This window comes from Pseudomonas sp. NIBRBAC000502773, assembly GCF_006517195.1.
GTDB lineage: Bacteria > Pseudomonadota > Gammaproteobacteria > Pseudomonadales > Pseudomonadaceae > Aquipseudomonas > Aquipseudomonas marginalis.
Map to the genome: position 1 here is coordinate 3610524 of NZ_CP041189.1, position 21931 is coordinate 3632454.

At 62.1% G+C, this 21931-nt stretch carries 18 protein-coding genes and 1 pseudogene; 7 read left to right on the top strand and 12 right to left on the bottom strand.

The window, feature by feature from the left end; translation table 11 throughout:
- Nucleotides 1-88 precede the first annotated feature (88 nt).
- The 3 genes from NIBR502773_RS16725 to NIBR502773_RS16735 all read left to right on the top strand — a co-directional run bounded on the left by NIBR502773_RS16725 (nt 89) and on the right by NIBR502773_RS16735 (nt 3943).
- Nucleotides 89-1264, top strand: a complete 1176-nt coding sequence (locus tag NIBR502773_RS16725) for a tetratricopeptide repeat protein (RefSeq protein WP_141156480.1) — start codon at nt 89-91, stop codon at nt 1262-1264.
- A gap of 286 nt (nt 1265-1550) precedes the next feature.
- Nucleotides 1551-3488, top strand: a complete 1938-nt coding sequence (locus tag NIBR502773_RS16730) for an ATP-dependent DNA helicase RecQ (protein WP_141156481.1) — start codon at nt 1551-1553, stop codon at nt 3486-3488.
- A 23-nt stretch (nt 3489-3511) separates the two neighbouring features.
- Nucleotides 3512-3943 carry a thioesterase family protein gene (locus tag NIBR502773_RS16735; RefSeq protein ID WP_065925806.1) on the top strand — a complete coding sequence of 144 codons (432 nt, stop codon included), beginning with the start codon at nt 3512-3514 and terminating at the stop codon, nt 3941-3943.
- A 144-nt stretch (nt 3944-4087) separates the two neighbouring features.
- Here NIBR502773_RS16735 and NIBR502773_RS16740 read toward each other — a convergent pair whose 3' ends face one another.
- The 4 genes from NIBR502773_RS16740 to NIBR502773_RS16755 all read right to left on the bottom strand — a co-directional run bounded on the left by NIBR502773_RS16740 (nt 4088) and on the right by NIBR502773_RS16755 (nt 8936).
- The gene (locus NIBR502773_RS16740) at nt 4088-4561 is read right to left on the bottom strand and encodes a glycine zipper domain-containing protein (RefSeq protein WP_053140314.1); all 474 of its coding nucleotides are present in this window, start codon (nt 4559-4561) and stop codon (nt 4088-4090) included.
- Nucleotides 4562-4766: 205 nt separating this feature from the next.
- Nucleotides 4767-7115, bottom strand: coding sequence for an FdhF/YdeP family oxidoreductase (locus NIBR502773_RS16745; RefSeq protein WP_141156482.1), 2349 nt, complete (start codon nt 7113-7115; stop codon nt 4767-4769).
- Nucleotides 7112-7951: a formate dehydrogenase accessory sulfurtransferase FdhD gene (gene fdhD, locus NIBR502773_RS16750; RefSeq protein WP_141156483.1), complete on the bottom strand. Its 840-nt coding sequence runs from the start codon at nt 7949-7951 to the stop codon at nt 7112-7114. Before fdhD ends, NIBR502773_RS16745 begins: the two co-directional genes overlap by 4 nt.
- 97 nt (nt 7952-8048) lie before the next feature.
- Nucleotides 8049-8936 carry a LysR family transcriptional regulator gene (locus tag NIBR502773_RS16755; protein WP_065941114.1) on the bottom strand — a complete coding sequence of 296 codons (888 nt, stop codon included), beginning with the start codon at nt 8934-8936 and terminating at the stop codon, nt 8049-8051.
- Nucleotides 8937-9068: 132 nt separating this feature from the next.
- Here NIBR502773_RS16755 and lysM point away from each other — a divergent pair, with 132 nt between their 5' ends.
- Nucleotides 9069-9509 (top strand): peptidoglycan-binding protein LysM, encoded by a 441-nt coding sequence (gene lysM, locus NIBR502773_RS16760; protein ID WP_027605136.1) that lies wholly within the window; start codon nt 9069-9071, stop codon nt 9507-9509.
- A 46-nt stretch (nt 9510-9555) separates the two neighbouring features.
- On the opposite strand, the gene yrfG is transcribed toward lysM, so the two are convergent.
- Nucleotides 9556-10218 carry a GMP/IMP nucleotidase gene (gene yrfG / locus NIBR502773_RS16765; protein WP_141156484.1) on the bottom strand — a complete coding sequence of 221 codons (663 nt, stop codon included), beginning with the start codon at nt 10216-10218 and terminating at the stop codon, nt 9556-9558.
- Nucleotides 10219-10305: 87 nt separating this feature from the next.
- On the opposite strand from yrfG, the gene nudE reads away from it, so the two are divergent.
- Together nudE and cysQ are read left to right on the top strand one after the other, a co-directional pair.
- On the top strand, nt 10306-10872 hold the full coding sequence (gene nudE / locus NIBR502773_RS16770; protein WP_065941117.1) for an ADP compounds hydrolase NudE: 567 nt from the start codon (nt 10306-10308) through the stop codon (nt 10870-10872).
- Nucleotides 10869-11705 (top strand): 3'(2'),5'-bisphosphate nucleotidase CysQ, encoded by an 837-nt coding sequence (gene cysQ / locus NIBR502773_RS16775; protein WP_141156485.1) that lies wholly within the window; start codon nt 10869-10871, stop codon nt 11703-11705. The genes nudE and cysQ overlap by 4 nt, the downstream gene beginning before the upstream one ends.
- A gap of 65 nt (nt 11706-11770) precedes the next feature.
- Here the strand turns inward: cysQ and NIBR502773_RS16780 are convergent.
- From NIBR502773_RS16780 to rfbB, 7 genes and pseudogenes are all read right to left on the bottom strand, one after another.
- A pseudogene (locus NIBR502773_RS16780) lies at nt 11771-12225 on the bottom strand (YiiD C-terminal domain-containing protein).
- A gap of 26 nt (nt 12226-12251) precedes the next feature.
- On the bottom strand, nt 12252-13628 hold the full coding sequence (locus NIBR502773_RS16785; RefSeq protein ID WP_141156486.1) for a sigma-54 dependent transcriptional regulator: 1377 nt from the start codon (nt 13626-13628) through the stop codon (nt 12252-12254).
- Entirely contained in the window at nt 13625-15433 is a 1809-nt protein-coding gene (locus NIBR502773_RS16790; protein ID WP_141156487.1) for an ATP-binding protein, read from the bottom strand. The genes NIBR502773_RS16785 and NIBR502773_RS16790 overlap by 4 nt, the downstream gene beginning before the upstream one ends.
- 36 nt (nt 15434-15469) lie before the next feature.
- On the bottom strand, nt 15470-16339 hold the full coding sequence (rfbD, locus tag NIBR502773_RS16795) for a dTDP-4-dehydrorhamnose reductase (protein WP_141156488.1): 870 nt from the start codon (nt 16337-16339) through the stop codon (nt 15470-15472).
- Nucleotides 16336-16881, bottom strand: a complete 546-nt coding sequence (rfbC, locus tag NIBR502773_RS16800; RefSeq protein WP_065941121.1) for a dTDP-4-dehydrorhamnose 3,5-epimerase — start codon at nt 16879-16881, stop codon at nt 16336-16338. The genes rfbD and rfbC overlap by 4 nt, the downstream gene beginning before the upstream one ends.
- Nucleotides 16878-17753 (bottom strand): glucose-1-phosphate thymidylyltransferase RfbA, encoded by an 876-nt coding sequence (rfbA, locus tag NIBR502773_RS16805; RefSeq protein ID WP_141156489.1) that lies wholly within the window; start codon nt 17751-17753, stop codon nt 16878-16880. The genes rfbC and rfbA overlap by 4 nt, the downstream gene beginning before the upstream one ends.
- Nucleotides 17750-18832: a dTDP-glucose 4,6-dehydratase gene (gene rfbB / locus NIBR502773_RS16810; protein WP_141156490.1), complete on the bottom strand. Its 1083-nt coding sequence runs from the start codon at nt 18830-18832 to the stop codon at nt 17750-17752. The genes rfbA and rfbB overlap by 4 nt, the downstream gene beginning before the upstream one ends.
- Before the next feature lie 146 nt (nt 18833-18978).
- On the opposite strand from rfbB, the gene NIBR502773_RS16815 reads away from it, so the two are divergent.
- Nucleotides 18979-21879, top strand: coding sequence for an aminotransferase (locus NIBR502773_RS16815; protein WP_141156491.1), 2901 nt, complete (start codon nt 18979-18981; stop codon nt 21877-21879).
- Nucleotides 21880-21931 lie beyond the last annotated feature (52 nt).

The window sequence follows — 21931 nt, forward strand, 5'->3', positions numbered from 1 at the left end:
AAAGTCCGCCGACACCCGGAATTCAGCGTATGTTTCACCGCAAAATCTTGCAGGGCGATTTCCGCCCGCGACTTAAAGGGAGTTAGGCATGGGTTTGCTTCGTGTTGCTTCGGCGATGTCATTGTGTGCGGTGGCTTTTTCGGTCCAGGCCGGGCAGTTGCCGATCGAAGTGCTCAGTGCGGTGGTCAAGGACCAGAAAATCGCCGATGCCGAAGTGCTGCTGCAACGTAACGGCGCACAGAACGTGGTGGGCCGCACCAACGCCCAGGGCCAAGTGACGCTGACCAGTGAGGCCGCCGATGATGCGAGCAACCTGCTGATCATCAAGAAGCCTGGCTACTCCAACCTGGTGGTGAAGTGCCCCTGCGCGGGCATGACCTACGCCATCAGCCCGGTGATGGAAAACCTCGATGGCCTGCGTGTGGTGCTGACGTGGGGCAAGACGCCGAGTGACCTCGACTCCCACATGATTTTCCCCGGCAATAACATCTACTTCGAGAACCAGAAGGGTACCGATGCCGAGTTGGATGTGGATGACACCGACAGCTACGGCCCGGAAACCATCACCCTGCAGAAAAAACACTACGGCGAAAGCTACGTTTATGCCGTGCATGACTACAGCAATGGCGGCAACCCAGGCTCGCGCCAGTTATCCGACAGCGAAGCCAAGGTGTTCGTGTACATGGGCCAATCGCTGGTGCGTACCTACTACGTGCCCAAGAACCGCAGCGGCAACCTGTGGACGGTGTTCCGCATGACCGGCAGCGGCGACTTCCAGGACATCAACACTTTCAGTGGCGTGACCGTGAATGCGGCGAATGTGCTGAACGAAGTCAAACCGCTGCTGGATGACAGCGTGGCGGTCACCGCCGTCACCGTCAGTTCTTCCGTACAAACCAATGCGAAGCGTCTGAACCTGCAGGGTGAAGCGGCCTACCAGGCCGGCAAGCTGGACCAGGCCATCGACCTGTTCCGCCAGGCTATCGAGTTGGACAATGGCTTCGGCAAGGCCTACGGCAACCTCGGCCTGGCGTATCAGAAAGCCGGCAACACTGCCGAGTCGATCTGGGCCAATCGCAAGGCTATCGCCCTCGCCACTGGTGCCAATGCTGCCACCGTACGTGCAGGTGCCTACTACAACATTGCGCGGATCTACGAAGCGGCGGGGCAGTTCCCGGATGCATTGCGTCACTACCAGTTGGCCAAGGAGCAGAAGGCCAACCCGGTGTATGACACGGCGATTGAGCGGGTGCAGAACCGCTGATTCAGCTGTAGCGCAGGTCTGAAAATGTGGGAGGGGGCTTGCCCCCGATAGCAGTGGGTCAGTCAGTTATTGGTAACTGATCCATTGCCATCGGGGGCAAGCCCCCTCCCACATTTGGATCTGTGTCTTTCCTGCAACCTCCTCAGTTTATTCCCGATTCGGCCCTAGGCCGTCCCCCACCCTGTGTATCATCCTGTCTCTTTTTTCCATGCGACCTTTCTCGATTCGCTGAACGTGCTGGGCTACGTTTTTAAGCCACCTTCAGCGGTCAATGGAGTGACAGCCTATGCACGACACCCTCCAGCAGGTCTTTGGTTATCCACAGTTTCGTCCGGGCCAGGAAGTAACGGTCAGCGCCGTACTGGCAGGTCGTTCGGCTGCGGCCATTTTTCCTACGGGGTCGGGCAAGTCCCTGTGTTATCAGCTGTCGGCGGTGTTGCTGCCGCACCTGACGCTGGTGGTGTCGCCATTGTTGGCATTGATGCAGGACCAATTGGGCTTCCTGCAACGTCACGGTATTTCGGCGGGCAGTATCGATTCGGCGCAAAGCCGCGAGGACGCCAATGACGTGATGGCCCGCGCGCGGTCGGGCGAGCTGAAAATCCTGATGATTTCCGTGGAGCGCTTGAAGAACGAGCGTTTTCGCCACTTCCTGCAAAGTGTGCAGATCTCGCTGCTGGTGGTGGATGAGGCGCACTGTATTTCCGAGTGGGGCCACAACTTCCGCCCGGATTATTTGAAGCTGCCGGACTACCAGCGCCAGTTCAAGATCCCGCAAGCGCTGCTGCTGACGGCTACGGCCACGCCCAAGGTGATTGCCGACATGCAGGCCAAGTTCGCCATTGCGCCGGATGACGTGGTCACCACGGGCTTCTATCGGCCCAACCTCAACCTGTTGGTGGAGCCGGTCGCCGGTGCGGAGAAGCGTCGTCGCCTGGTGCAGTGGATGAGCGAGCGAGCCAACCAGCCCAGCATCGTCTACGTCACCTTGCAGAAAACCGCCGAGCAGATTGCCGAGCACCTGAACCGCAACGGTATCCAGGCCGAGGCGTATCACGCCGGCTTGCCCCACGACAGGCGTGAGGGCATCCAGCAGCGATTCATGGGCGGGCGCTCCAATTGCATCGTCGCTACCATCGCGTTTGGCATGGGGATCGACAAGAGCGATATCCGCAACGTCGTGCATTTTGACCTGCCCAAATCCATCGAGAACTACAGCCAGGAAATCGGCCGCGCGGGGCGGGATGGGCAGCCCTCGGACTGCCTGGTGCTGGCCAACCGTGACAGCCTCAATGTGCTGGAAAACTTCGTGTACGGCGATACGCCGGAGCAGGACGGTATTCGGCGGGTGCTGGAAGAGTTGCAGGCAGCGCGCAGTGAAGGGCAGTGGGAGTTCCTGCTGAGGTCGCTGTCGGACCACAGCAACATCCGCGAACTGCCACTGAAGACACTGCTGGTGCAATTGGAGCTCAAGGGCGTGATCGCGCCGCGCTACGCGTTTTATGCCGAATACCGCTTCAAGTACCTGGTCGAGCCCGAGGCTCTGCTGGCGCGTTTTTCCGGCGAGCGCCAGCAGTTTGTCGCGGCGATCATCCAGGTGTGCAAGCGTGCGAAAACCTGGGCGACCGTGGATTTCGACGCGCTTTACCAGCAACACAATGCCGAACGCAGCCGGGTGGTGAAGGCCCTGGATTACTTCCAGGAACAAGGCCTGATCGAGTTGGAAAGCAAGCAGATGACGGAGGTCTACAGCCTGCTGGATACCGAGTTTGATCCACAGGTGTTGAGCGCCGAGTTATACACAGGCTTCAAGCAGCACGAGGTGACGGAGGTGGCACGGATCCACGCCATGCTCGATCTGTTCGCCACCGAACATTGCCTGGGGCAGCGCCTGGCGCATTACTTTGGTGATGAAAATGCACCGCAGCGCTGCGGGCACTGCTCTGTGTGCCACGGCCATGTCGCGCATTTGCCGGCGCCGCCGAGCCTGCCGCCACTTGTGGATAAAAACTTCATGGGACTGTGCGGTGATTTTATCCACAGGCATCATGAGCACACCGGCCAACTGCCGGGCGCTGAGCGGCTGACACGGTTCCTGGGGGGTATCAGCGTGCCGTTGTTTACCAAGTTGAAGGCGCGGGGCATTCCCGGTTTCGCAGCGCTGGAAGACTACCCCTACGCCGACGTGCGTGAGTGGGCCCAAGCCCACTTGAGTGACCTGTAACCCTACTTTCATGAGACGTGCCCATGCCTGACTCAATGCCGCAACGCGCCGATTACCGTCACTTCCAGCCGATCATCACGCGCTGGCACGACAACGATGTGTACGGCCATGTGAACAATGTCACCTACTACAGCTTCTTCGACACGGCGGTGAATACCTACCTGATCGAACAGGGTGGGTTGGATATTCATGACGGTGAGGTGGTGGGGTTTGTGGTGAGTTCGGCGTGCGATTACTTCGCGTCTATTGCCTTTCCCGACCGCCTGGACATCGGCCTGCGGGTGGGCAAGCTGGGCAACAGCTCCGTGCAGTACGAGTTGGCGGTGTTCAAGGCAGGCGAAGAGGAGGCCTGTGCGGCGGGGCGCTTTGTGCATGTGTTCGTGGATCGGGGGACGAACCAGCCGGTGACGATTCCGGGGATGTTGCGCGAGGCGTTGCAGCGGTTGGTTGTCTGACTTCGGCGTTGCAGGAACCACGGAACCCAATGTGGGAGGGGGCTTGCTCCCGATAGCGGTGGGTCAGCCAGTACACGGGTGGCTGACACTCTGCTATCGGGAGCAAGCCCCCTCCCACATTGATTTTGCAGTGTTCTTTAGCGCTTAGCGGTGACGGTAGTGATGCTTGTTCTTGCGATGCCCGTAGGCATGGCCGCGGCCGCGGTGGTCGTCGCGGTCATAACGGCGGTTATCACGACTACGACGATCATCGTCATCGCTCTTGTTGCCCATGTAGTTGCCCAGCGCACCGCCCGCGCCACCGCCGGCCGCTGAACCGATCAGTGCCCCGGTGCTGCCGCCGACACTGCGGCCCACCACGTTGCCGCCGGCTGCGCCCAGTGCGCCGCCAATGGCTGCTTCGCCGCGGCTGCGCTTGTCTGCGCCGACCGCGCTACCGCCTGCGCCGCCCAGGGCCGCGCCGATGGTCGAACCGGTGTTGCCGCCCAACTGCTGGCCGACAACCGAGCCTAGAACCCCGCCCAATGCGCCGCCCACACCGGCTTCGGTGGTGCCACCGGCCATGGCTGCGCCACTGACCAGGCCAAGGGACAACAAGAGAATCGAGGAGAACTTCATAGAGAGACCTCAAGAGGATGACGGCGCGATCCTGAGGCTGTATTGACATGGTTACAATAGAAATCCGACCAGTAACACGAGTTGTACACAATTCTCTAAGTTACTGTTTTAGCTCGGGAACTTAAGTGGTTTTTGCGAGTCTTTAGCTACTTCGGAACGGCCGCTTTTATGCAAAAGCGGCCTTTTTTGTGCCCGAAATGATCAGTCAGGCGGAACGCGCCATGATCAGCCCATTGTCACTGGCAGCTTCCAAACGTATCGCCACGAACTTCGACGTCGGTGTATGGCTGCCATCCCCGGTGCTTTCCAGCGGCACCAACGGGTTCACTTCCGGGTAGTAAGCCGCAGCCTGCCCTGCCGGAATATCAAACGCCAGCAAGGTGAAGCCCTTCACCCGACGCTCGCGGCCGTCTTCCCACAACGACACGATGTCGGCTTTCTGCCCCGGCTTGAAGCCCAGGCGGATGATGTCGGCTTCGTTGACGAACAGCACGTCACGCTGGCCTTTGACCCCGCGATAGCGGTCGTCCAGGCCATAAATGGTGGTGTTGTACTGATCGTGGGAGCGCATCGATTGCATGATCAGATCCGGCACGTGGCCCGTGGCGTGGGTGCGCTCGTGGATCAGGTCCTTGGGCAGGATGTTCGGGCGGAAGTTGGCACGGCCCGAAGGCGTGTTCCAGCGCCGAGCACCTGCGGAGTTGCCCAGGTAGAAACCACCGGGGTGTTTCAGGCGTTCGTTGAAGTCCTTGAAGCCTGGGATGGTATCGGCGATCAGGTCGCGGATGCGGCTGTAGTCGGCCACCAACCAGTTCCAGTCCACCGGTTTGCTGCCCAGGGTTGCGGCGGCGATGCCGGCGAGGATGGCCGGTTCCGATTTCATCAACTTCGACAGCGGCTGCAGTTGGCCGTTGGAGTCGTGGACCATGCTGAACGAGTCTTCCACCGTCACCGCTTGCGGGCCTTCGGCCTGGATGTCGATGTCGGTGCGGCCCAGGCACGGCAGGATCAGCGCGTCCTTGCCGTGCATCAGGTGGCTGCGGTTGAGCTTGGTGCTGATCTGCACGGTCAGGTCGCAATTGCGCAGTGCTTCAAAGGTGCGCGGGCTGTCCGGCGTGGCTTGGGCGAAGTTGCCACCCAGGCCGATAAACACCTTGGAGCGACCTTCAAGCATGGCGTGGATCGCTTCCACCACGTTGTGCCCGTTGGTGCGCGGCACCTGGAACTGGAAGCGTCGCTCCAGGGCGTCGAGGAACGCCACCGGAGGGCGTTCGTTGATGCCCATGGTGCGGTCGCCCTGCACGTTGCTGTGGCCACGCACCGGGCACAGACCGGCGCCGGGGCGGCCGATGTTGCCGCGCAGCAGCATCAGGTTGGCGATTTCCTGGATGGTCGGCACCGAGTGGCGGTGCTGGGTAATACCCATTGCCCAGCACATGATCACGTTCTTGCCCTTGGCGTACATGCGCGCCGCTTGCTCGATCTCGACCAGGGTCAGGCCGGACTGTTCGACGATTTCATCCCACGAGGTATCGTCGATCTGGCCCAGGTAATCCAGCACGTTGGCCGTGTGTTCATTGAGGAAGTCGTGATCGAACACGGCTTCCTTGCCTTCGGCCTGAGCCTGGCGCTCCCACAGCAGCAGGAACTTGGCCATGCCGCGCAGGATCGCCATGTCGCCACCCAGGGCCGGGCGGAAGTATGCGGTGTTGGTCGGCTTGTCGCCGTTAGTGAGCATTTCCAGCGGATGCTGCGGATGCTGGAAGCGCTCCAGGCCGCGCTCCTTGAGGGGGTTGATGCACACCACCTGGGCACCGCGTTTGACCGCTTCCCGCAGCGGTTCGAGCATGCGCGGGTGGTTGGTGCCGGGGTTCTGGCCCCAGACAAAAATCGCATCGGCATGTTCGAAGTCATCAAAAGTCACGGTACCTTTGCCGACGCCCACGCTCTGGGCCAGGGCCACGCCGCTGGCCTCGTGGCACATGTTCGAGCAGTCCGGGAAGTTGTTGGTGCCGTAGGCGCGCACAAACAACTGGTACAGGTACGCCGCTTCGTTACTGGCACGGCCCGAGGTGTAGAACTCGGCCATGTCCGGGCTGGGCAGGGCGTTGAGGTGTTTGCCTACCAGGTCGAAGGCGGCTTCCCAGCTGATGGGCTGGTAGCGATCAGTTTCGGCGTCGTAGCGCATGGGCTCGGTGAGGCGGCCCTGGTACTCGAGCCAATAGTCGCTTTGCTCCAGCAGCGCGGTGACGCTGTGCTTGGCGAAAAACGCTGCGTCAACGCGGCGCTTGGTGGCTTCCCAGTTGACCGCCTTGGCACCGTTCTCGCAGAACTTGACCATGCCGCTTTCCGGCGAGTCGCCCCAGGCGCAGCCCGGGCAGTCGAAGCCGCCGTTCTGGTTGGTCTTGAGCATCATGCGCAGGTTTTTCAGCGCGTTGTCGCTGGTCAACCAGGCCTGTGCCACGCTGATCAGCGCACCCCAGCCGCCAGCCGGGCCCTTGTAGGGCTTGTAGCGCGGGGTTGGGGTTTGGTCGGCTTGATGATGATTGCTCACGGCTGGTTCTCCATCGCAGGGCTGTAGACCCGCGGCGCACTTTTCTGCGGCAGGTGGATGAGATTGAGGTGATGCCGGCGAGCCCATTGCAGGGCCAGGCCGGTGGGCGACGACAGGCTGACCAGGGTCTGAATGCCCGCGCGCAGGACTTTCTGGATCAATTCGAGGCTGCAACGGCTGGTGACAATCGCCAGCCCGCCGTCGGTGGGGACCCGTTGGCGGATCAGCGCACCGATCAACTTGTCGAGGGCGTTGTGCCGGCCGATGTCTTCACGGCCCATCAGCAATTCGCCCTGGTTATTCATGAACACGGCCGCATGCACAGCGCCGCTGTACTGGCCCAAAGGCTGGAACGCACTGATGCGCTGGCGCAGGCCGTCGAGCCATTCGGCAGGCGGCAAGGGCGCGCCGGGCAGCACTTGGAGGTCCGGCAGCGCCTGCTCCAGCGCTTCCACTCCGCACAGGCCGCAACCGCTGGTGCCTGCCAGCTGGCGGCGCTGCTGCTTGAGGTTCCAGAACGCACGGCTGGAGATCTGCACCTGAGCGTATTGGGCCGAACCCGAACCGCTGAGTTTGAGATCATAAATATCGCTGACGTCGGCGATAATGCCGCTGCCGATGCTGAACCCGACAATAAAGTCTTCCAGGTCCGTGGGCGTGACCAGCATGACTGCCTGGCTGATGTCGTTATAGGCAATCGCCAACGCCACTTCTTCGGCCAAGGCGGTGCTGGCGACTTCAGTGTGCTCAAGGTTGCAAAACTGGTAGCTCTGGCTGGCGACGGGCGCGGACGCTTCCGGAGCAGGCGCCGCGCAGACTGGGCGCTTGGCGTTCATGGGGCAGTACCACCGGCGGATTGATCAGTGTTTAGACTAGGCGCGACAAAGCGTCGCGTCTAATTGCCAGTACTGATCTACCGATAGATGACGTCGATCAAGACTCTTTTTGCGATTTCTGAAACAGCGCGAAACACGCCTCTGCCAATGCCGAACGCGGCGCGCTGCGCCGCATGATCAGGCCCAGGCGCGCCAGGGTGTGGGCGTCTTCGATGGGTTGCAGGCGCAAATGTTCGGTGAGGGCGTCCAGGCCGCCGTCCAACGGCATGACGGCGCAGCAGAGTCCGCCATGCACCGCTTGTAACAACTGATGGACGGCGTCGGTTTGTAACAGCGGCTGCGGGTGCAGGCCCCGGCTGTGGAAGTTGTGGTCGATGGACTGACGGAAGTGCATGCCACTGGTGAGCATGCCCAGGGGCAGTTCGATCAATGCCTCCCAGCTCAGCGGCTTGTCGCCAAAACTGAAATAGCGCTGGTCGTAGAGCAGGCCCATGCGGGTTTCGCCGAGGGCCAGGGAGTCGAAGCGCTCGTTGTCCAGGCGGTCGAGGTAGGACACGCCCAGGTCCAGGCGATTGCTCGCCAACTGTTCGAGGATCTGCTCGGAGCTGAGGGCCGACAGCTCAAAGCGCAGGCTCGGATGCTCCTTGTGCAGTTGTTGCATCAACGCCAGCGGATCAAAGCTCGACAACGGCACCACGCCCAGGCGCAACGTACCCACCAGGTTGCCACGGCAGGCGGCGGCTTCGGCCTGCAAGCCGTCATAGGCCGCCAGCACCGTGCGTGCCCAGGCCAGCACGCGCTCGCCGGGTGCGGTGAACCCTTCGAAACGCTGGCCGCGATTGACCAGCGGCAAGTCCAGCTCTTCTTCAAGGCTGCGCAGGCGCATCGACAGGGTTGGCTGGGTGATGTGGCAACGCGCCGCGGCCTGGCCGAAGTGACGGGTCTCGTCGAGGGCGATGAGGAATTTCAGCTGCTTGATGTCCATCTTCGCTCCAGGGCTTATTCCAATGGCGGGGGGATTCTAGCGCGTTTGCGTCTTTGGCCGGGCTGGAACCCAAGTCTGCCGGACTGGTCTAGTCTTGGGCATCTGGAAATCAACTACCAAGGAGAGCGCACTATGAGCATTTTCAGCTTTATCAAAGAAGCCGGCGAAAAGATTGTCGACCTGTTGACGCCGGGTAACGCCAACGCGAGTGAGCAGTTGAAGGAACACGTAGCGAAGGTGGGTCTGGGGAATCCGAATGTACAGACTACGGTGGATGGCGACAAAGTGACCGTGACCGGTGAAGTCGCCACCCAGGAAGAGAAAGAGAAGATTCTGCTGGCGCTGGGTAACATTCAAGGCGTGGCCAGTGTGGATGACCAGATCACCGTAACCGGTCCGGCAGTGGCCGCCGCCCGTTTCGTCGTGGTGAAAAAGGGTGACACCCTCAGCGCGATTTCCCTGACGGTGTACGGCAACGCCAACCTGTACAACAAGATCTTCGAGGCCAACAAGCCGCTGTTGTCCCATCCAGACAAGATTTACCCAGGGCAGACGCTGCGTATTCCTGAGTAATACACGGGCGAAAAGGTGGGAGGGGGCTTGCTCCCTCCCACAGGGTTCAGAGCCCGACAATGAGATCGCGGTAGTCACCGACTGCTGCAAATTCAGCCGTGTCCTTTGGCCCCTTTTTGCTGTCCGGTTCTTTCACCGCCAGCAAATGCCCCACGCCAAACGCCTGGGCACTGCGCAGGATCGGCAGGGTGTCGTCGATAAACAGGCTGCGAGCCGGATCGAACTGGATGTCAGCCTGCAAGGCATCCCAGAACTGCGGGTTTTCCTTGGCGAAGCCGTAGTCGTGGGAGCTGATCAATCGCTCGAAGTACGGCGCCAGTTCAATGCGCTCCAATTTCAACGACAGCGAATCACGATGGGCGTTGGTGATCAGGATCACGCGCTTGCCTGCCCGTTTGATCGACGCCAGGAAGGTGTCGGCATCCGGGCGCAGGGCGATCAGGTGGGCGGTTTCCAGCTTGAGTTCGCGCACCGGGATGTTCAGTTCCGCACTCCAGAAATCCAGGCAATACCATTGCAACTGTCCGGCGTTACGCTCGAACAGAGGCTGCAACTCCATCTCGGCCATGGCTCGGCTCACCCCGTGCAGCTCGGCGTAACGCTGGGGCAGGTGTTCCATCCAGAAATGGTTGTCGTAATGCAGGTCGAGCAGGGTGCCGTCCATGTCCAGCAGGACGGTGTCGATGGCGTGCCAGGGCAAAGAGGGCATGGTGCGGTCTCATGTAAGTAAAGATATCCGACACAGACAATCGGAAAAGCCACGGTATAGTAACCCGATCACGCCAAGGAGCCGCTTATGCGCCAGAAACCCACCGTCCTCGCCCGCGAAATAGTCGCCAGTAGCCGTTTGTTCCGCGTGGAGGAAGTGCAATTGCGCTTTTCCAATGGCGTTGAACGGACCTACGAGCGCCTGGTGGGCCGCGGTGCCGGCTACGGCGCAGTGATGATCGTGGCGATGATCGACGAAGATCATGCGTTGTTGGTTGAGGAGTACTGCGGCGGCACCGATGAGTATGAGCTGTCATTGCCCAAGGGCCTGATCGAACCCGGCGAAGACGTGCTGGCGGCGGCAGACCGTGAACTCAAGGAAGAAGCCGGCTACGGCGCACGGCAGTTGGAACACATTACCGAGCTGTCGTTGTCTCCTGGCTACATGAGCCAGAAAATCCAGGTGGTGCTCGCCACCCAACTCTATGAAGAACGCCTGGAAGGCGATGAGCCCGAGCCGATGCGTGTGGACCGGGTCAACCTGCGCGAGCTGTCGCAGCTTGCGCAAAACGAGCAATTCAGCGAAGGCCGCGCCCTGGCGGCGTTATACCTGGTACGAGATTTGTTGATTCAGCGTGGAGCGTTTACCCCATGAGCGAACTGTTTTTAGGCCACCCGTTTATCGCCCCTGTGATCGAACTGGCCCGCCAGGCGGGTGAAGTGATCCTGCCGTACTGGCGCGCCGATGTGGCGGTGACCTCCAAGGCCGATGATTCGCCGGTCACGGCGGCCGACCTGGCCGCCCACCATCTGATTCTCGCGGGCCTTACCGCACTGGACCCGAGCATCCCGGTGCTGTCCGAAGAAGACGCCGACATCGACCAGAACGTACGTGCCGGCTGGCAGCGCTGGTGGTTGGTGGACCCGCTGGATGGCACCAAGGAATTTATCGCCGGCAGCGAAGAATTCACCGTCAATATTGCCCTGGTCGAACAGGGCCGCGTGGTGTTCGGCGTGGTGTCCATGCCCACCAGTGGCCGTTGCTACTTCGGTGGTGCCGGCCTGGGGGCGTGGCGTTCCGACGTGAACGAAGCGCCCAGGCAGATCCAGGTGCGCGAGGCGCCGGCAGTGGGTGAGGCGTTCACCGTGGTCGCCAGCCGCCGGCATACCAGCCCCGAGCAAGAGCGCCTGCTGGACGGTTTGAGCGAAGGGTTGGGTGAGTTGAAGCTGGCGAATATCGGCAGTTCGTTGAAGTTCTGCCTGTTGGCCGAGGGCAGTGCCGATTGCTACCCGCGCCTGGCGCCGACTTCGCAGTGGGATACGGCGGCGGCCCAGGGTGTATTGGAAGGGGCGGGCGGCGAGGTGCTGGAGTTGAGTGGCGAGCCGTTCAGCTATCCGGCGCGGGCGTCGTTGCTGAATCCGTTTTTCCTGGCGTTGCCGGCAAAGGCGGCGTGGCGTGAGCGGTTGCTGACCTTGGCCCGCTCTTAATACCTCAGCCGATCTGAATGTGGGAGGGAGCAAGCCCCCTCCCATATTTTTTTGTGTATTGGCTTCTAGCGGTGCAAGACGTATTGGCCGGTGAACGTAACGGCCCGCTCTTCACTGCCCTCATTCACGATCCAGGTGTCCAACGCCAGCCGCGCCCGGCCATAGCGCCTGTAGGTCGCCAAAAAGCGCTTCCACACCTTCTCCTCCGGCGCCGCGCAAATGGCGGTCGCGTCTTGCGTCACCGGCAGCGGATAACTGATCTGCCCTTCCTGAATCACGATATGTCCGTCTTCAATCCCTTCCTCGCGCAGTTGCAGGTGCATCCAGCCCCAACCCGCCAGCACCGCACCGCAATAGAGGCTGCCGCCGAACATGGTGCTCTTGTGGTTGATATTGGCGTGCAAGGGCAGGTGCAGCCGCAGTTGCCCGTCTTGCCAGTCGAGTACCTTGAGGCCCATTTCGCGGGTCAGGGGATGTCGTGGTGGAGGATGGATTCCAGGTAACGGCTGTCGCGGCTCATGGCGGCCTCTTGGTGGGTGGGGAGGGTCATTCGTCGTCAGTGCTTGGGTTGGCGAAGTTCAGGCCATGCTTGCGCAGTTTGTCGTGCAGGGTCTTGCGCGGTACGCCGAGGGCTTCTGCGAGGCTGCGCATGGAGCTGTGGGGGCGGGTCAGTTCGGCGGCGATCAGGCTTTTTTCGAACTGCTCGACCTGTTCGCTCAAGCCGCCCGGCGTGGAAGTCAGCACGCCGCTGGCGGGGTTGTCCGGGGTGCTGTCCAGCGCCAGCTCCAGGCCCAACGCAAAGCGCTCGGCAGCGTTCTGCAATTCGCGCACATTACCCGGCCAGCTATGACGCAACAGCAGGGCACGCTGGCCCGGTTGCAGCTCATGCAACGGCAGGCCATGGCGGCTGCTGGCTTCGTCGGCGAAGTGCTGGAACAGCATCAACGCATCTTCACCGCGCTCGCGCAGTGGCGGAATACGCAACGGCGCGACGTTGAGGCGATAGTACAAGTCGGCGCGGAAGCGGCCCTGGTCGGCGGCCTGGCGCAGGTCTTCCTTGGTGGCGGCGATGATGCGGATATCCAGCGGGATCAGCTGGTTGCCGCCGAGGCGCTCCACCACACGCTCCTGCAACAGGCGCAGCAGCTTGACCTGCACGTCCAGGCTCATGCTTTCGATTTCATCGAGGAACAACGTGCCGCCATTGGCGAATTCGAATTTGCCGATGCGGCGTTTCTGCGCGCCGGTAAAGGCGCCGGGCTCATGGCCGAACAGTTCGCTCTCCACCACCGACTCGGCCAACGCCCCGGCATTGATCGCCACAAACGGCCCGCTGCGCCGGCTCGACAGGTCGTGCAGCGCGCGGGCCACCACTTCCTTGCCGGCGCCGGTTTCGCCGAGGATCAGCACATCTGCGCGGGTTGCGGCCAGGGCGCCGATCTGCTCGCGCAGGCGCAGCATCTGTGGCGAGTGCCCCACCAGGCGGGTGCTCAGTTGTTGGCGGTCGCTCAGGGCCAGGCGCAGGCTGCGGTTGTCGAGCACCAGCCGGCGCAGGGCCAGGGCGCGGCGCACGCTGTCGAGCAGGGCGTCGCTGGCGAAGGGTTTTTCGAGGAAGTCATAGGCTCCCGCGCGCATGGCCTGCACCGCCAGCGGCACGTCCCCGTGGCCGGTGATCAGCAGCACCGGCAGGTCCGGATCCTGGCCGTGCAGCTCGGCCAGCAGCTCCAGGCCGTCCATGCCGGGCATGCGGATGTCGCTGACCACCACGCCCGGCCAATCCCGCGACAGGCGCGCGGTGAGGCCGGTGGCTTCGCCCAGGGTCAGGACGTTCAGCCCGGCCAGGTCCAGGGTCTGGCACAGGGCCTGACGCAAGTGCGGATCATCGTCGATCAGCACCACCTGAATCTGGTTATCGATACTCATACACTGCGGTCCTCGGACGGTTGCAGACTGACGCCCGGCGAGCCGGCACGCAATTTCAAGGTTAACAGCGCGCCACCTTCCTTGTGGTTGGCAAACAGCAGTTCGCCGCCAAAGGCACGCATCAGGGTGTCACAGATCGCCAGGCCCAGGCCCAAGCCCTGGGTGCGGGTCTTGGTGGTGTAGAACGGTTCGCTGGCGCGGCCCAGTGCTTCCATGCAAAAGCCTGGGCCGTTGTCGCGAATGTACAGGTTGACGCCCTGGGCGGTGGTTTCGGCACTCAGCCACAGTTTGCGCGGCGGGCCTTTTTCGGTAAGGGCGTCGAGGGCGTTGGCCAGCAGGTTGCCCAATACCTGGCGCAGGCGGGTTTCGCCGGCCTGCACCCACAGGGTCGCTTCCGGCAAATCGCGGATCAGTTCCACTTCCATCGAGCGCCGCCGCTTGGCCAGGAGTGCCAGGGCGTCGTCGAGGGCAGGTTGCAGGGCCACGCTCTCCGGCGCGTGCCGGTCGCGCCGGGCGAAGGCGCGCAGGTGGGCGATGATAGAGGCCATGCGCCCGGTCAGTTCGCTGATCAGCTTGAGATTGCCCCGGGCATCGCTGGTGCGCTCGTGGTCGAGCAGGATCTCGGCGTTTTCCGCGTAGCTGCGAATCGCCGCCAGGGGTTGGTTGAGTTCGTGGCTGATACTCGCCGACATGGTGCCCAGCGCTGACAGCTTGCCGGCCTGCACCAGGTCATCCTGGGCGCGCACCAGTTCCTGCTGGGCGTGTTCGCGCTCCAGCACTTCCTGTTTGAGGCGCCGGTTGAGGCCTTCCAGATCGCTGGTACGTTCGACCACGCGCATCTCCAGCTCGCGGCGGGCCTTGGCTTCGAAGGCGATGCGTTCCAGGTAGTGGCGGCGGCGTTGCATCAACAGGCCCAGCAGCAGCATCAACACCAGCAGAGTGGCGCCGCCCACGGCGACCACCGTGCGCACCGGGCGGCTGATCAAGGATTGCGGTGCAAGGATCTCCACATTCCAGCCGGTCTCGGCAATGGCGGTGGATTGGCGCAGCCATGCGCTGCTGCTCAGGCTCAAGGGTTGCGGGTCGCGCGTGGGGTAGGGCTGGATGGCGATGATGGCCTGGCGTTCCTCGGCGGTCAGCGGCCGGGTGGCACGGAAGCGCCATTGCGGGCGCGACGTGAGGATCACCACGCCGTTGTGGTCGGTGACCAGCAGTTGTTCCGGGGTATTGCCCCACAGGCTTTCGGTGTGGTCCAGGTCGACCTTGACCACCAGTACGCCGATGATCGTGTCGCCATCGCGCACGGCGGCGGCGAAGAAATAGCCGCGCTTGGCCGAGGTGGTGCCCAGCCCGAAAAACCGTCCCAGGCGCCCGGCCATGGCTTCGCTGAAATAGGGCCGGAACGAGAAGTTGCGCCCGACAAAACTGTCCTGCTTGTCCCAATTGGACGCGGCGAGGGTCTTGCCGGTGGTGTCCATCAAATACATCACTTCCACCCCGGCCTGGGCGGCGACGTCCTTGAGCAGCATGTTGGCGTTGACCAGGTTGGTGCTGACCTGCGGTGCGCCCAGTGCCGTGCGCAAGGCCGGCAAGTCGCCGAGGATCTGCGGCAGCACTTCATAGCGATGCAGGGTGCCCAGCAGGTTGGCGACGTACAGATCGAGGGTCTGGCGGTTTTGCCCGGTCAGTTCGCTGCGATAGTAACGCTCGGCCAAGTGCTCCAGCGGCCACAGCAGCGGTGCCAGGCACAGGGCCAGCAGGGCAAGGCTGCGCCAGCGGGGTCTTCGCGGAAGGGGTGGAGTCATGGGAGTCGTGCGCCTGTGGGTACAGGCGCATTATGCCTAGTGCTGCCCGGCAAGACACTCGCGCAATGCGTCTTGCCACAAGGGCTGACTGACGTGCCATTGCTGGCGCAGGTGGCTGCAATCGAGGCGTGAGTTCAGCGGGCGCCGGGCAGGCGTCGGGTAGGCGCTGGACGGGATTGCCTCCAGTTCGGCAGACGCGCGGCCACTGGCGCGCAGGTGTTCGCCGATCGCCTGGGCAAAGCCGAACCACGAGGTTTCACCCTCGGCGGTCAGGTGGTAGATGCCCCATTCCCCGGCCTTGCCCGCCTGCCAGCGTTCGATCAGGGCGCGCGTACTGGCGGCAATGGTCCCGGCCCACGTCGGCGCGCCGATCTGGTCGGCGACGATACGCAGGTGGGGTTTTTCTTGCAGCAGGCGCTGCATGGTCAGCAGGAAGTTCTTGCCGTGGTTGGAGTAGACCCAACTGGTACGCAGGATCAGGTACTGGCCTCCCACTGTGGCAATCGCCTGTTCACCCGCCAGTTTGCTCTGGCCGTAGACGCCCAGGGGATTGGGCGTGTCAGCTTCGGTGTAGGGCCCAGGCTTGCTGCCGTCGAACACGTAGTCGGTGGAATAGTGGATCAACGGGCTGCCCAGGGTCTTGGCTTCCTCGGCGAGAATCCCGGGGGCGGTGGCGTTGATGGCGAAGGCGAGGTCCGCTTCGCTTTCGGCCTGATCCACGGCCGTGTGGGCGGCGGCGTTGATGATCAGGTCGGGGCGGTGAGCGCGCACCTGCTGGCGGATGCGCTCGGCGTCGGCCAGATCGAGTTGCTCGCGGCCGAGCACAATCAGTTCGTCCAGGCCCTGGAGCTGCGTTTGCAGCGCCTGGGAGACTTGGCCATATTGGCCGGTGATCAGGATTTTCATGGGAATAGATCGGCGTCCATCAGCAGTTTTCCAGCCTGGTCCTTGGCGGACAGTTGCGGCGGTTCGCTCAGTTGCCAGTCGATGGCCAACGTCGGGTCGTTCCACAGGATGCTGCGTTCCGCACTGGGCTGGTAGTAGTCGGTGGTCTTGTACAAGAACTCGGCGGAGTCGCTCAACACCACAAAGCCATGGGCGAACCCTTCCGGCACCCACAACTGGCGATGGTTCTGTGCCGACAGACGCACGCCCACCCATCGCCCGAAATTCGGCGAACTGCGGCGGATGTCCACGGCCACGTCCAGCACTTCACCGGCGGTAACCCGTACCAGTTTGCCCTGGGTGTGCTCCAACTGGTAATGCAGGCCCCGCAGCACGCCTTTCTGCGAGCGCGAGTGGTTGTCCTGGACAAACTCGCGCTTGAGCCCGGTGGCCGCTGCAAAGGCGCGAGCATTGAAGCTTTCGTAGAAAAAACCGCGCTCGTCACCGAACACCTTGGGTTCGATGATCAGTACGCCGGGGAGTGAGGTGTCAACGACGTTCACCGGTTGTCTCCCGCCAACGTGTACAGGTATTGACCGTAGCCGGTCTTGCCGAAGTATTTGGCGCGTTCGAGCAGATGGTCGCGGTCGATCCAGCCGTTGCCATAGGCTATTTCTTCGAGGCACGCCACTTTGAGGCCCTGACGATGTTCGATGGTCTGCACGTACTGTGAGGCTTCCAGCAGGCTGTCGTGGGTGCCGGTGTCGAGCCAGGCAAAGCCACGGCCGAAGCGCTCGACGTGAAGGTCTCCACGCTTTAGATAGGCGTTATTGATGTCGGTGATTTCCAGCTCGCCGCGGGCTGAGGGTTTGACGGCTTTAGCGATGTTGATCACGTCGTTGTCGTAGAAATACAGTCCGGTGACGGCATAGCTTGATTTGGGCGTGGTCGGTTTTTCTTCGATGGACAGGGCGCGGCCTTCGCTGTCGAAGTCGATCACGCCGAAGCGCTGCGGATCCTTGACCCAATAGCCAAATACCGTGGCGCCTTTGCCGCGCTTGACCGCTGCATGCAACTGCTCGCTGAAACGCTGGCCGTGGAAAATGTTGTCGCCCAGGATCAGGCAAACGGGGTTGTTGCCGATGAACTGTTCGCCGATCAGAAAAGCTTGTGCCAAGCCGTCCGGCTGCGGTTGTTCGGCGTAGCTGAAGCTGACGCCAAACTGGCTGCCATCGCCCAGCAGGTTGCGGTATTGCGGTAAGTCCGCCGGGGTGGAAATCACCAGGATCTCTTTGATGCCTGCCAGCATCAGCACCGAGATCGGGTAGTAGATCATCGGCTTGTCATACACCGGTAACAGCTGTTTGGACACTCCCAGGGTGATGGGGTGCAGGCGAGTGCCGGAGCCACCGGCCAATACGATTCCTTTCATCATGCGATCAGATCCCTCGTGTCGGTATTGCCCAATCGTTCACCCTGATAACTGCCGTCCTGGACCCTGCGGCACCATTCCAGGTTATCGAGGTACCACTGCACGGTTTTGCGCAGCCCGGTTTCAAAGGTTTCTTCGGGTACCCAGCCCAGTTCGCGTTCGATCTTGCCTGCATCGATTGCGTAGCGTTGGTCGTGGCCTGGGCGATCCTTAACGAACGTGATCAGGTCGGTGTATTGCTCCACTCCGTGGGGATGTTGCGGTGCCAATTCCTCCAGCAGGGTGCAGATGCTGCGTACTACGTCAATATTCTTCTGTTCGTTGTGGCCGCCGATGTTGTAGGTCTCGCCGACCACGCCGTGTGTCACGACGTTGAGCAGTGCCCGGGCATGGTCTTCGACAAACAACCAGTCGCGCACTTGCAAGCCATCACCATAGACCGGCAATGGTTTGCCCGCGAGGGCGTTGAGGATAACCAGCGGGATCAACTTTTCGGGGAAGTGGAAAGGCCCGTAGTTGTTGGAGCAGTTGGTCAGCAGCACAGGCAGGCCGTACGTGCGGTGCCAGGCGCGGACCAGGTGGTCGGACGCGGCTTTGCTGGCCGAGTAGGGCGAGCTGGGCGCGTAGGGCGTGGTTTCGCTGAACAAGTCGTCCACGCCGTGGAGGTCGCCGTAGACTTCGTCGGTGGAAATATGGTGGAAGCGAAATCCACGTTTTTCTGGCTCGGCGAGTGTTTGCCAATAGCCGCGGGCGGCCTCCAGCAGGCTGTAGGTGCCGACGATATTGGTCTGGATAAAATCCGACGGGCCGTCAATCGAACGGTCTACGTGGGACTCGGCGGCCAGGTGCATGATCGCGTGGGGTTCAAAGCGTGCGAGCACGGCGCTGACGGTGGCCTGATCGATAATATCGGCCTGAACGAATTCATAACGGCTATTGGACGCGATGCTGGTCAGCGATTCCAGGTTGCCGGCGTAGGTGAGCTTGTCGAGGTTGAGCACTTCGTGCTCAGTATGCTGAATCAAGTGACGTATCAAAGCAGAACCGATAAAACCGGCGCCACCGGTAATGAGAATGCGCATGTCGGGGGCCCTTTCCTTAGACGAACGTTTAGCGAGTGCAGCATAGCCTGTGTTGGCGTGACGGGCAGGACGGCATGTGTATGGGGGTTGCGTAACCCCCCTGAAAAGTGGCGATATACACCTCTAAAAATTCGAGGTCATCCCCCATGCTGCTCGCCACGTTGATCCATCGTGCCAGTCTACCCTGCCCGCAAGTAGGCCCCGACCAGGCAGCGCAATTGCTCGAGCAGCACTACGGCCTCACGGGCACACTGCAATCACTGGGCAGCCAGCAAGACCTCAATTACAAAATCGACAGTGCCCGCGGTCGGTTTGTTCTGAAAATCTGCCGGGGCGACTATGCGGCGATTGAGCTGCAGGCCCAGCACGCGGCCCTCGACACCCTGCAGGGCGTGCGGGTGCCCAAGGTCATCAAGGCCCTGAGCGGTGAAGAGCTGCTGAGCGTGACGGTCGATGGCCAGCCCCTGCACGTGCGGCTATTGGACTATATCGACGGCCAGCCGTTGACCCATCTGCCGCATTTGGGACGCGACGTGATCGCAGGCTTCGGCGACCTGTGCGGGCGCATGAGCCTCGCGCTTGCTGATTTCTCGCACCCAGGGCTGGACCGCACCCTGCAATGGGACCCGCGCCATGCCCGGGAACTGATCCCCCATCTGTTGGCCACCCTGGAAAACCTGCCCCACCGCGCCGCGCTGGAACAGGTGGCCGAGCAGGTTGAGCAGCGTATTCGCCCCCTGGCCGACCGTCTGCCCTGGCAAGCGGTGCACATGGACATCACCGATGACAACGTGGTGTGGCAGCGCGATGCGCAACGGCACTGGCAACTGCAAGGCGTCATCGATTTCGGCGACCTGGTGCACACCTGGCGGATTGCCGACCTGTCGGTGACCTGCGCGGCCCTGTTGCACCATGCCGAGGGCGACCCGTTTGCCATCCTGCCGGCGGTCCGGGCCTGCCATGCCGTGACCCCACTGCAGCGCGAGGAGTTGCAGGCGTTGTGGCCGCTGATCGTCGCCCGTGCGGCAGTGTTGGTATTAAGCAGCGAACAGCAGCAACGCCTGGATCCGGACAACACTTACCTGTTGAAAAACGCCGAACACGAGTGGGAAATTTTCCATGTGGCGACGTCGGTGCCGTTTGAACTGATGGAGGCTGCGATTCTCGGCAGTGTCGGTGAGACGCTGCCGTCGATTGCCAGCCAGGACTTCGCGCCGTTGCTACCGGGCCTGGTGGGGCGTGAGTTCGCGCTGATCGACCTGGGTGTGCTCAGCCCGCATTTCGAAGCCGGCAACTGGGAACTGCCCGGCATTGATCGGCAACTGCTGGATCAGGCGGCGGCCGTGCATGGGCTGGCGGCAAGTCGTTATGGCCAATATCGGCTGTCGCGTACCTGCCCGGACAGTGCCACCGAACCGCAGACTTTCCCCCTCCACGTAGAGCTGCATCTGCCCCACGGCACGGTGTTGGAGGCGCCTTTTGCCGGAACGCTGCATCAGGACGCCGATGGCCTTGTGAGCGTGCAAGGGGTGGAGCTGAGCGTGCGGTTGTGGGGCGTGGACACCCGGTTGAAGCACGGTTCATTGCTGGTGGAGGGGCAGGTTCTCGGTGAGGTCCATGGGCCTCTGACCGTGCAACTGTGCCGTGCCGACCTCGAACCTCCGCTGTTTTGTACACCGTCCCGGGCCTTGGCCTGGCAAGCCTTGTGCCCCTCGCCTGCAGGGTTACTGGGGCTGGCCTGCGATGCCGAACCGGAACTCGACCCCCATGCCCTGCTGGCCCGGCGTGATGCCAGTTTCGCCCGCTCGCAGAAGCACTATTACGTCGACCCGCCACGCATCGAGCGCGGCTGGCGCAACCACCTTATCGATATGCAGGGCCGTTCCTACCTGGACATGCTCAATAACGTCGCCGTGCTGGGGCACGGTCACCCGCGTATGGCGGCTGTGGCGGCGCGGCAATGGTCGCTGCTCAATACCAACTCGCGGTTTCACTATGCCGCCATTGCCGAGTTTTCCGAGCGCTTGCTGGCGCTGGCGCCGCCGGGCATGGATCGGGTGTTCCTGGTCAACAGCGGCACCGAGGCCAACGACCTGGCCATCCGCCTGGCCTGGGCCTACAGCGGCGGGCGCGACATGCTCAGTGTGCTGGAGGCCTATCACGGCTGGTCGGTGGCGGCGGATGCGGTGTCCACCTCCATTGCCGACAACCCCCAGGCCCTGAGCAGCCGCCCGGAGTGGGTCCACCCGGTCACTGCGCCGAACACCTATCGCGGTGAGTTCCGCGGGCAGGACAGTGCGCCGGACTACGTACGAAGCGTGGAACACAACCTGGCGAAAATCGCTGCGAGCAAGCGCCAACTGGCCGGGTTTATCTGTGAACCGGTGTACGGCAACGCCGGTGGTATCTCCTTGCCGCCGGGTTATTTGCAGCAGGTGTACGGGTTGGTGCGGGCCCAGGGCGGCGTGTGCATCGCCGATGAAGTGCAGGTGGGCTACGGCCGCATGGGGCATTTCTTCTGGGGCTTCGAAGAGCAGGGTGTGGTGCCCGACATCATCACCATGGCCAAGGGCATGGGCAATGGTCAGCCACTTGGCGCGGTGATCACCCGTCGTGAGATCGCCGAGGCATTGGAGGCCGAGGGGTATTTCTTCTCATCGTCGGGGGGCAGCCCGGTGAGTTGCCGGATCGGCATGGCGGTGCTGGATGTGATGGAAGAAGAAAAACTGTGGGAAAACGCCCAGGTGGTCGGCGGGCATTTCAAGGCGCGGCTGGAAGCACTGATCGACCGTCATCCACTGGTGGGCGCGGTTCACGGTTCCGGTTTCTATCTGGGCCTGGAGTTGGTGCGTGACCGGCAAACCCTGGAGCCCGCCACCGAAGAGACCACCCTGTTGTGTGATCGCTTGCGGGAGCTGGGGATTTTCATGCAGCCGACTGGCGATTATTTGAACATCCTCAAGATCAAGCCGCCGATGGTGACCTCCAAACGTAGCGTGGACTTCTTTGTCGACATGCTGTCGATGGTGCTGGATGAGCAACTGTAGATAATCGATTGTTATCGGTGATTGGCTGTCATATTTTTCATTCATGCTGTTT

What these genes read in the sequence shown, in the direction of transcription:
- rfbA (WP_141156489.1), bottom strand. Translation starts at nt 17,753, where the DNA reads ATGATGAAAGGAATCGTATTGGCCGGTGGCTCCGGCACTCGCCTGCAC.
- NIBR502773_RS16790 (WP_141156487.1), bottom strand. Translation starts at nt 15,433, where the DNA reads ATGACTCCACCCCTTCCGCGAAGACCCCGCTGGCGCAGCCTTGCCCTG.
- NIBR502773_RS16725 (WP_141156480.1), top strand. Translation starts at nt 89, where the DNA reads ATGGGTTTGCTTCGTGTTGCTTCGGCGATGTCATTGTGTGCGGTGGCT.
- NIBR502773_RS16740 (WP_053140314.1), bottom strand. Translation starts at nt 4,561, where the DNA reads ATGAAGTTCTCCTCGATTCTCTTGTTGTCCCTTGGCCTGGTCAGTGGC.
- NIBR502773_RS16755 (WP_065941114.1), bottom strand. Translation starts at nt 8,936, where the DNA reads ATGGACATCAAGCAGCTGAAATTCCTCATCGCCCTCGACGAGACCCGT.
- fdhD (WP_141156483.1), bottom strand. Translation starts at nt 7,951, where the DNA reads ATGAACGCCAAGCGCCCAGTCTGCGCGGCGCCTGCTCCGGAAGCGTCC.
- NIBR502773_RS16735 (WP_065925806.1), top strand. Translation starts at nt 3,512, where the DNA reads ATGCCTGACTCAATGCCGCAACGCGCCGATTACCGTCACTTCCAGCCG.
- nudE (WP_065941117.1), top strand. Translation starts at nt 10,306, where the DNA reads ATGCGCCAGAAACCCACCGTCCTCGCCCGCGAAATAGTCGCCAGTAGC.
- lysM (WP_027605136.1), top strand. Translation starts at nt 9,069, where the DNA reads ATGAGCATTTTCAGCTTTATCAAAGAAGCCGGCGAAAAGATTGTCGAC.
- cysQ (WP_141156485.1), top strand. Translation starts at nt 10,869, where the DNA reads ATGAGCGAACTGTTTTTAGGCCACCCGTTTATCGCCCCTGTGATCGAA.
- rfbB (WP_141156490.1), bottom strand. Translation starts at nt 18,832, where the DNA reads ATGCGCATTCTCATTACCGGTGGCGCCGGTTTTATCGGTTCTGCTTTG.
- NIBR502773_RS16785 (WP_141156486.1), bottom strand. Translation starts at nt 13,628, where the DNA reads ATGAGTATCGATAACCAGATTCAGGTGGTGCTGATCGACGATGATCCG.
- NIBR502773_RS16815 (WP_141156491.1), top strand. Translation starts at nt 18,979, where the DNA reads ATGCTGCTCGCCACGTTGATCCATCGTGCCAGTCTACCCTGCCCGCAA.
- rfbD (WP_141156488.1), bottom strand. Translation starts at nt 16,339, where the DNA reads ATGAAAATCCTGATCACCGGCCAATATGGCCAAGTCTCCCAGGCGCTG.
- yrfG (WP_141156484.1), bottom strand. Translation starts at nt 10,218, where the DNA reads ATGCCCTCTTTGCCCTGGCACGCCATCGACACCGTCCTGCTGGACATG.
- NIBR502773_RS16730 (WP_141156481.1), top strand. Translation starts at nt 1,551, where the DNA reads ATGCACGACACCCTCCAGCAGGTCTTTGGTTATCCACAGTTTCGTCCG.